Origin of the sequence: Psychrobacter nivimaris (assembly GCF_904846365.1) — a bacterium.
Lineage (GTDB): Bacteria > Pseudomonadota > Gammaproteobacteria > Pseudomonadales > Moraxellaceae > Psychrobacter > Psychrobacter nivimaris_B.
Genome location: NZ_CAJHAL010000054.1, coordinates 1 through 8,926 on the forward strand (window position 1 = coordinate 1; position 8,926 = coordinate 8,926).

7 protein-coding genes and 4 pseudogenes are annotated in these 8,926 nt (G+C 41.8%); 3 read left to right on the top strand and 8 right to left on the bottom strand.

What is annotated here, in order from left to right:
• Positions 1 to 125: pseudogene (locus JMX63_RS14535) on the bottom strand (cation transporter); the annotation flags it as partial.
• A 172-nt stretch (positions 126 to 297) separates the two neighbouring features.
• On the opposite strand from JMX63_RS14535, the gene JMX63_RS13955 reads away from it, so the two are divergent.
• On the top strand, positions 298 to 1,191 hold the full coding sequence (locus JMX63_RS13955; RefSeq protein WP_201573075.1) for an IS982 family transposase: 894 nt from the start codon (positions 298 to 300) through the stop codon (positions 1,189 to 1,191).
• 205 nt (positions 1,192 to 1,396) lie between these two features.
• Here the strand turns inward: JMX63_RS13955 and JMX63_RS13960 are convergent, their stop codons facing one another.
• Together JMX63_RS13960 and JMX63_RS13965 are read right to left on the bottom strand one after the other, a co-directional pair.
• Positions 1,397 to 3,568 carry a cytochrome c biogenesis protein CcdA gene (locus JMX63_RS13960; RefSeq protein ID WP_075107729.1) on the bottom strand — a complete coding sequence of 724 codons (2,172 nt, stop codon included), beginning with the start codon at positions 3,566 to 3,568 and terminating at the stop codon, positions 1,397 to 1,399.
• A gap of 113 nt (positions 3,569 to 3,681) precedes the next feature.
• Positions 3,682 to 3,885: pseudogene (locus JMX63_RS13965) on the bottom strand (transposase); the annotation flags it as partial.
• Between the two features lie 55 nt (positions 3,886 to 3,940).
• On the opposite strand from JMX63_RS13965, the gene JMX63_RS13970 reads away from it, so the two are divergent.
• Together JMX63_RS13970 and lspA are read left to right on the top strand one after the other, a co-directional pair.
• Positions 3,941 to 4,591, top strand: coding sequence for an IS1595-like element ISPssp3 family transposase (locus JMX63_RS13970; RefSeq protein WP_201573077.1), 651 nt, complete (start codon positions 3,941 to 3,943; stop codon positions 4,589 to 4,591).
• 156 nt (positions 4,592 to 4,747) lie between these two features.
• On the top strand, positions 4,748 to 5,455 hold the full coding sequence (gene lspA / locus JMX63_RS13975) for a signal peptidase II (RefSeq protein ID WP_075107731.1): 708 nt from the start codon (positions 4,748 to 4,750) through the stop codon (positions 5,453 to 5,455).
• A gap of 604 nt (positions 5,456 to 6,059) precedes the next feature.
• Here lspA and merA read toward each other — a convergent pair.
• The 5 genes and pseudogenes from merA to JMX63_RS14000 all read right to left on the bottom strand — a co-directional run.
• Positions 6,060 to 7,451 (bottom strand): annotated as a pseudogene (gene merA / locus JMX63_RS13980) (mercury(II) reductase); the annotation flags it as partial.
• A gap of 68 nt (positions 7,452 to 7,519) precedes the next feature.
• Positions 7,520 to 7,939: an organomercurial transporter MerC gene (gene merC / locus JMX63_RS13985; RefSeq protein ID WP_008467331.1), complete on the bottom strand. Its 420-nt coding sequence runs from the start codon at positions 7,937 to 7,939 to the stop codon at positions 7,520 to 7,522.
• The gene (merP, locus tag JMX63_RS13990) at positions 7,939 to 8,223 is read right to left on the bottom strand and encodes a mercury resistance system periplasmic binding protein MerP (protein WP_008110847.1); all 285 of its coding nucleotides are present in this window, start codon (positions 8,221 to 8,223) and stop codon (positions 7,939 to 7,941) included. Before merP ends, merC begins: the two co-directional genes overlap by 1 nt.
• Before the next feature lie 46 nt (positions 8,224 to 8,269).
• Positions 8,270 to 8,617 carry a mercuric transporter MerT family protein gene (locus tag JMX63_RS13995; protein WP_016899520.1) on the bottom strand — a complete coding sequence of 116 codons (348 nt, stop codon included), beginning with the start codon at positions 8,615 to 8,617 and terminating at the stop codon, positions 8,270 to 8,272.
• A gap of 181 nt (positions 8,618 to 8,798) precedes the next feature.
• A pseudogene (locus JMX63_RS14000) lies at positions 8,799 to 8,926 on the bottom strand (IS256 family transposase); the annotation flags it as partial.

The following is an 8,926-nucleotide window of genomic DNA, read 5'->3' on the forward strand; positions in this document are numbered from 1 at the left end:
AATTGACGGTTAGGAATGTCGAACTCAAGATGTTCAATATTCGAGTGGCCCTCTAATTTCATTCGGATTAGGTTTTCCTCCGAAGGGCAGTCCATCTTCGATATTTTAAAAGTTGTTTTATTCATAGTTACATTTATATCCGGGTGGTGGTTCAAAAAGTAGGCTGAAAAAAAACAGGCTGAGAAATTGATAAATAACCCCAGTTCGGGATAAGGGCTCAAAAAAAAGATAAAAAAAGAAGTCCGAAGTTGCTAAAGTGAGTTTACCAAGACAAACTTCACAACAAGGACTTCTTACATGGACAACCTAACCGAACTATACTGCCATATTGACGACTTTTATCAGCAATTCAAACCTGAGTTTGACGCTCATTTAATCGCAACGGGACACCAAAGGTTAAGAGCATGCCAGATAAGTGTAGCAGAGATTATGACTGTCTTGGTACTGTTTCATCAACTGCGGTATCGACAGTTTAAGGCGTTTTACTACCATCACATGCTTGGCATGATGAAACGGGCGTTTCCAAATCTGCCGAGCTACTCGCGATTTATAGAGCTTGTGCCGCGCAGTATCATGCCACTGTGCAGCTACTTGCAAAGCATGATGGGCGACTGTACGGGTATCAGCTATATTGATTCAACCAAGATAGCAGTTTGTCATAACAAGCGTATCTACCGTCACAAAGTCTTTGAGAGTATGGCGCAAAGAGGTAAAGGTAGTATGGGCTGGTTTTACGGCTTTAAGCTGCATGCCATTATCAATCATAAGGGCGAGCTTGTATCTGTTAAAGTCACTGCGGGTAATACGGATGACAGAGTGCCTGTTAAGGATATGGCAACGCCTGTGTTTGGCAAGGTGTTTGGCAAGGTGTTTGGGGATAGAGGCTATATCAGTAAAGCCCTAAACGAGTGGCTCACAAAACACAATGATACCACGTTGATAACCAAACTTCGGCGTAATATGAAACCCCAATTACTTGAGCCTATGGATGAGGCACTACTCAATCATCGCTCTTTGGTTGAAACGGTGTTTGGGGAGCTTAAAAACTTGTGCCAAATCGAACACTCACGCCATCGTAGTGTCACGGGGTTTATCACAAACTTGCTGTCAGGTTTAATTGCTTATTGCTGGTTTCCCTATAAGCCCACCATCAAAAACATGCCTCAGCAGGGACAGGTAGCCACATTGTAAATAGTATCAATGAGTTACAATGTGGCTTATCCCGAACTGGGGTTAAGTAGTTAAATGAATAGTAATAAATAACGTTAAACCAAGGATTTAGCGTCTATATTAAAAAGGCTATTTAGTAAGATTGAAAAAGACAACGTCCTATTATCAAAGGACGTTGGCTTTTTAATGGGTAGAAATGATGTGGAATTTATCTACATTTAAACGATTAATTTAGCGCGGTTAAGGTTTGCTCAAACGCTGCGCGCCCGATTTCACCCACTTGCTGATTGACCAATTGCCCGTCTTGATAATACAGCAATGCTGGCGGACCAAATAGTTTATAACGCGCTAAGATTGCTTTTGAATCAGCCGTAGTCTCCGTGATATCAAGTCTGACCAATTGCCAATCTTGCATTTGCGCAGGGCGATTATGAAATAAGTTTTTCTCCATAGTCCGGCATGCAATACACCATTCGGCGGTGACATCGACCAGCACTTTAGGATTGGCGGCGACAATGGCATCTAACTCAGCCAGCGTCGTGACCGTCTTATCGGTTGCATTACTGGTGGCTGGTTGACCAGCAGTTGTCTGCAGCACCGGAACCGCAGTTAGGGAGGCAAGCGGATGCAAGCTGTCGTCATTGCCCAATGCGGCGCCGACGATTAAACACGTCGCCCAAATACCAGCGATTAAGCCTAGCGCTTGGGTCAGCATCCGACCTTTGCCTAGCCAGCTCCACGCCCACATCGCCACGACCATAAACCACAGCGCCCAAACCATCAGCATCACAGGCGAGATAAAGACGCGTTCAATTAATAACAATGCCACGGCAAAAAGCAACAAAGCAAAGCCCTGCTTGACCCAGTTCATCCACTCACCCGCTTTTGGCATGATTTTACCTTGGGTCGCGCCGATTAAAATAAGCGGCGCTGATAAACCAAAACCGAGCATAAATAAAGCCGCAAAGCCAAGTAATGGACTTCCAATCGTTGATACAGCAAGCAGCGCCCCAAATAAGGGTGCCGAAACACAAGGCGATACCACGAGCGCCGATAAGAATCCCGCAATTAAACTGCCGCCCGTACTACCAAGCTTGCTATCCCCCGCTTGGCTTAGACCCTGCATTTTACTACTGATAAATCTCGGCAGACGAATGCTAAATACGCCCAACATATAAAGGGCTAATAAGACAAAAACGATGGCAAACCCAATTAAAATAATCGGATTTTGTAGCCAACCGATAATGCCTAACGATTCGCCAAATACCGCAATGACCGCGCCTAAAATACCATAAGCGATGGCAACACCAATAGCGTAGCTGGTCGTTAAAATAACACCGCGTTTTACCGTTGGATTGTCTTCACGCGCGACGATATTGGCAACAATCGGTAGCATCGGTAACACGCATGGCGTCAATGCCAAGACCAACCCTGCCAAGAACAATAACACCAATGCCAACCACGGATGCGAAGCTAAGCCAAAAGGGTCGCTATCAATCGTGTTATCACCAACAACGGTATTGTTTGTTGCAGCAGCATTATTTATGACAGCGTCATTGTTCGCTGCTTCACTTGTGACATTATCGCCTACCACTTCTTCATCGGCTCCAGAGATGGTATTGATTGCACCAAGCTCTGCATCTAACGCTTCGTCATCTAACAATGCATAATCAATCACCTCGTCATCTGGCGTAGTTTGCTCTGTAGCAAGACTATTGGTAACTGTCCCATCTGTAGAGGCTTGCGCAGTTTCTACATTGCTGTTATTGCTCGCAGAAACTGTAGCAGTACTACTTGAACTATTGGCTGCCGATTGTGAAGCAGCAGCGATATTGACTGTGGTTTTTATTTTCTCCGGTGGATAGCATAGACCCGCTTTGGCACAGCCTTGCCAACCTATTGTCACGGCGGCATTATTTATCGCCTTGCCATTACTACTACTCAAAATGGTAGTAGCAACCATATTGGCTTGGTCAAAGACCAATACTTGACCAAAGGTCGGATCATCTATGGAGATAGGCTTTTGGCTAAAGCTAAAAGGTGCAGCGCTCACGCCAGCAGGCAACGTTAGCTTAATTTGGTCTTTATAAACATAGTGCTCAGGCGTAATGTCAAAGTTAATGGCTAAGCGCGTGCCATTATTGACAGGTTTACTACTGCTACTGACCTGAAACGCTTCATCAACAGGCAAAAATTTCGGTTGGGTCGCGCTTTTATCACTGCTAAATAAATCGCCCAATCCTGCCGCTTGCGATGCCACTGGCACGGCCGTCAGCCCAGTCGCTGCTAGCCCTGTCAATAATGAACCCGCGCTGAAAGCGAACGCCAACAGATAAGATTTTTTCGACGATTTATTTTGCGTTAATGACGGAGACTTTTCTGCGCTCTTAAGGGACATGAAGGGCTACCTATTATTTCCAATATTCGAATTGACCAATTCACTGTCTGTATGGACTTGTCTATTTACAACCCCAGTTCGGGATAAGCCACATTGTAACTCATTGACACTATTTACAATGTTGCTACCTGTCCCTGCTGAGGCATATTTTTGATGGTGGGTTTATAGGGAAACCAGCAATAAGCAATTAAACCTGACAGCAAGTTTGTGATAAACCCCGTGACACTACGATGGCGTGAGTGTTCGATTTGGCACAAGTTTTTAAGCTCCCCAAACACCGTTTCAACCAAAGAGCGATGATTGAGTAGTACCTCATCCATAGGCTCAAGTAAGGGGCTGTCCTAGATAAGTAAAATTATTTAGGATAGCACTATGAGAAAGAGTAAACTAAGTTGGTATAAACAAAACAGACTCATCGAGCTATTTGTTGCCGGTTCTACCGCGAGAACAGCAGCAAGCCTAGTCGGTGTTAATAAAACCACAGCCAGTTATTACTTTCATAGGCTAAGACTGCTTATTTACGAGAATAGTCAAGACCCTGGTCTATTTGAGGGCGAAATCGAAGTAGACGAATCATACTTTGATGGCACTCGTAAAGGCAAGCGAGGGCGAGGTGCTGGTAGCAAAGTGCCCGTGTTTGGTCTATTAAAGCGTAATGGCAAGGTCTACGCTTGTATTATACCCAATGCTAAAGCAGATACTTTGATCCCCATTATAAGAGAAAAAGTGAAGCCTGATAGCATTGTTTATACTGACTCATTTAAAAGCTATAACGCATTAGATGTCAGTGAGTTTACTCATTATCGTATCAACCACTCCAAAACCTTTGTTAATGACAAGAATCACATTAATGGTATAGAGAACTTTTGGAACCAAGCTAAACGGCATCTACGTAAGTTTAACGGAGTTCCAAAAGAGCATTTTCACTTCTATTTAAAGGAATGTGAGTGGCGTTTTAATCACAGTGACCCAAAGTCGCAATTACTACAATTAAAACAATGGGTTAAACAGGGTTTGAACTAGTTATCTAGGACAGCCCCAAAAATTATTACCGTAAGTTTCATAATACCAGAGCGGTAAGTGGAGCCGTTTATGAAAGTGGCGCGATTAATAATCGTATACCAAAAACATATACGTTTAACATTGTTCATTGTATAAACATAGATAAAGGAAACAACTATGACTGAATCTACCGACAGATTAGATAGTACTAAATTGAATAGCGTTGAATCGGCTAGTACTAATATTGCTGACAAGAAGGTACCTATAGCTGTGAGTAGTACTCATCAATCGATTGACTCTAAAACCATAAATCATACGCCTAAAGCTATGTACGTGACTTCAGGCAACTCAATAACACCTAAAGATAAGTTGGACAAAATGCCAAAAATGGTTGCCAATGGCAGTCGCGCTTTTATCTGGTATTTGTTGGCGATAATGGTATTAATACTTGATCAATGGACTAAGTGGTTGGCCCAAACCACATTAGCGTTCAATGACCCCGTACCGGTCATTGAACCATTTCTCAACTGGACACTCGCTTATAACTATGGGGCAGCATTTAGCTTTTTAGCCAACGCTGGCGGTTGGCAGAAATGGTTTTTCTCAGGCTTAGCTTTTGTAATGGCTATCTTTTTAACGGTTTATTTAATCAAAGCGCCACGTGCAGCCAAGCTATTATCTATGGGGTTGGCCTTAATGCTTGGTGGTGCGATTGGCAACTTAATCGATCGTTTAAGAATTGGTAAAGTGGTTGACTTTATCCATGTGCATTATGCTGATGTCTGGAATTATCCTCTTTTCAATGTTGCAGATATAGGTGTCTGTGTCGGTGTCGCATTGATTATAATTGACATGATATTTTTAGAAAGTAAGCGTAATAAATAAGCACATTGATGCCGATTATCACAAACAAAATGAACTAGCGTCGTATTCACTCTATACGGAAAAATACTTTTTATACTTGAGTATGTTTATAAAATGTGAACTGGAAGGTAATGTATGACTGGTATAGGTACTCACTCATTTTAGGTCTTAAAACTCAATACTTAAAAGCTCTGCGTAGAGCCATTATTATAGAGAAATTGAATAATCCATAAATTCTTTATTGATAATAACAAAAGGAAAATACAGTGTCACAGACTCAGCCAACTATTGAAAAAATTCACAGCCTTAGAAAAAAACAAGAGACAGCGTTAAAAAGTCTTACCCTTATATAGTCGATACACTCTAAAAATGTCATAGCACTACTGGGATGAATTTTGCGCAGCCTCCTATCGTGCGCTCAAAGAAATTTGAAGCGGACTATAATAATTACCATCGTTTGTCAGGCGAGGGTAAGCGGGATACAGACACATTCAGAAATGAAATGAAGAATTTTATTACTATGTATCCTGAAGATTTTGAGAAAAAACCGCTAGAAAATTATTTGAAATAACAGCTATTAATGGCACTCCATTAACATTTCTGTAAGTACATTACCGTTAAATGATTACCCTGCGCAGCAAGATAGCTCTTTAACGTCTTTGCTAAAGGTTTGAGCGCATAACTTCAATCCTTCAACCATCGTCAAATACGGAAATAGTTGACCTGCCAATTCTTCGACTGTCATTTTATTATGAATAGCAAGAGCCGCACTTTGAATCAGTTCTCCGCCTTCATGGGCTAAAATTTGTGCGCCTATCAGTTTTCCCGTGGATTCTTCAGCTACCAACTTGATAAAACCATCCGTTTCAAAATTTGCTAAAGCTCTTGGTACGTTTTCCATATCAAGTACACGACTTATCGTATTTATTCCTACCGCTGAAGCTTGTACTTCGGTTAGACCTACCGTAGCAACTTGTGGGTCGGTGAATATAACAGCAGGCATGGTAGATAAGTCGAGTTGCGCATTTCCACCTGTCATATTAATTCCAGCCCTACTTCCGGCAGCAGCAGCAACATAAACAAATTGTGGCATATTGGAGCAATCTCCAGCGGCATAAATGTTAGCTGTTGATGTTTCCATCATACTATTAACAACAATGGCACCACTTTTATCTGTTTCAACACCAACATTTTCTAAACCAAGCTTTCCAGTATTTGCATGGCGACCCGTAGAGATAAGCAATTTTTCAGCGATTAATGTTCCTTCGTTAGTTTCCAATGAAAAACCATTGCTATCATAAGAAACATGACTTGCTTGCGTATTATTAAGTACCCTAATACCTTCTTTTTCAAAGCACTCTGCCAGTTTTTCACCTAATAACGGATCTTCAGCATATAAAAGGGTATGTCTGGCTAGAATTGTCACACGGCTACCTAAACGGGCATAAGCTTGCGCAATTTCCAGAGCAACAACGGAGGAGCCGATGACAACTAGACTACTCGGTAACTCTTCTGCAAATAAGGCTTCTGTTGATGTCCAATAAGGTGTATCAACTAAACCCTTAATTGGCGGAATGCTTGGTGTAGAGCCTGTTGCAATTAAAATGCGATCTGCAACCAGCTCTTCTTCACTACCATCAGACTTGTGAACTAGCAAGGTATTTTGATTTTTAAAACGTGCATAACCTTTAAGTAAAGATAGCGCGGGATTACTCTCTAAAATACGTTGATATTTAGCATCGCGTAGTTCTTCGACGCGAGCGTTTTGCTGATGTGCTAATAAGGAGCGGCTAAGTTGTGGCTGAATATTTTCTAAACCATCAAACGGGTTAGTACGTTGCTGATGCGCTAATTGCGCAGCACGGATCAATATTTTTGAAGGAACACAGCCGACATTTACACAGCAACCTCCGATTACATCGGCTCCTTCAATGATAGTAACTCTTGCTCCGCCTTCTGCTGCTTTAATCGCACTGGCAAAGGCCCCTGAACCACTACCAATAATGGCTACATGTAATTGTTCTGGCTGGATGTCATTTGGCGAGCAACAACTATTCGTTGACATATTTTATTCATCTTAAAAAGTTAAGCGGTACAAGTTTCATCATCACAGCGTTTATTCGCAGGAGAAACCATGTCCCAAATTGATACAGCAACCATTAGTCCTAGCCCCGTATAAGTAACGTATGAACTCCACCCGTACTGGAACCAAGGGTATAAAGAGAGTAAAACCAAAATGGGGCCAATTGAACCGATAAAACTACGGTGCCATTGACGATGGCTAAACCAGCCTAAGATATTCATTGCCAGCGCTAATACTGCAAACAGTGGTAACAACGTATTGATAAATACCCCTTCCCACTGACTAAGAAATCCCATCCCAATTGCCGCACCAAGACTAGCTATCGCGGGAAAACACATGGCGCATCCCATTGCCGAAACAAGTGCACCTATAGAGCCTGCTTTATCTCCGATACGCGTAACTAGTTCTAAGGGGCTAAATATTACTTATTTTCACTTTTTAAATTTGAAGGGTAGCCAGCGTTGGTAGTCGCTGCAATTAATGCATTGATGTTGGTTTTAGTGTCATCAAAAGAAACAACAGCTAGCTTAGGCTTGTAGGTAACTTTCGCATTTTCAACGCCATCAACATTTTCTAATGACTTTTTAACTGTGATTGGACATGTCGCACAGTTCATCGTTGGCACTTCCAGTGTAACTGTTTTTACTTCAGCAAAAGCACCAAAACTAGAAAGTGAAAGCAGTGCGGTTAATAATAATTTTTTCATAATTAGCTCCAAATTTTAAAATGTTATAAATTTCTTGATCTGTATATTAAGCAAACAAAAGTATCCAATAATTACTGGTCACTAAAATTGTCGCAACTATAGCGCTCAGCCAGAAAATGACTTTTCGTTGTTGCTGTTTCTTAGGAATTGCACAGGCCGTTCCCGGCTCACACTCTTCTACAGGACGGTAAATTTTCCAACCTGAGTAACCAAACAACAACACTACAAATGCGATAAATAATGGCCTATAGGGTTCAAATGCAGTTAAATTACCAATCCATGAGCCACTTACCCCAAGTAATAACAGGAGCAAAGGACCTACACAGCATACGCCTGCGCCTAATGCTGCTATGATGCCTCCTATCATTGGAAGGTTTGATTCTTTTTGATTCATATAGATACCTCATTAGATAATGCAAGTGTATTGCATGTACCTAAGTACGGAGTCAAGGGTGATTTATAAAAAATTTATCTTTGATAATCTGCTACGACAGATACGGGGAATAAGCTAACTTGAATTAAGGCGCAGAAGTAAAATTGGATAGAGACCATCCCGAATTCTGTGTAACTGCCGTTTAGATTAAATGCTTGCTGATACGGTCATCAAACATAATCATAAAACGATTCAGAGCAGACGTCCAGTTACGGATTGGCATCGACCACTTTTTGGATGCCTGCTGGGTTGCTAAGTACACCACTTTTT

Bases quoted from the DNA above. Each gene is read 5' to 3' on its own strand.
- JMX63_RS13955 (WP_201573075.1), top strand. From the start codon at position 298: ATGGACAACCTAACCGAACTATACTGCCATATTGACGACTTTTATCAG.
- JMX63_RS13960 (WP_075107729.1), bottom strand. From the start codon at position 3,568: ATGTCCCTTAAGAGCGCAGAAAAGTCTCCGTCATTAACGCAAAATAAA.
- JMX63_RS13970 (WP_201573077.1), top strand. From the start codon at position 3,941: ATGAGAAAGAGTAAACTAAGTTGGTATAAACAAAACAGACTCATCGAG.
- lspA (WP_075107731.1), top strand. From the start codon at position 4,748: ATGACTGAATCTACCGACAGATTAGATAGTACTAAATTGAATAGCGTT.
- merP (WP_008110847.1), bottom strand. From the start codon at position 8,223: ATGAAAAAATTATTATTAACCGCACTGCTTTCACTTTCTAGTTTTGGT.
- JMX63_RS13995 (WP_016899520.1), bottom strand. From the start codon at position 8,617: ATGAATCAAAAAGAATCAAACCTTCCAATGATAGGAGGCATCATAGCA.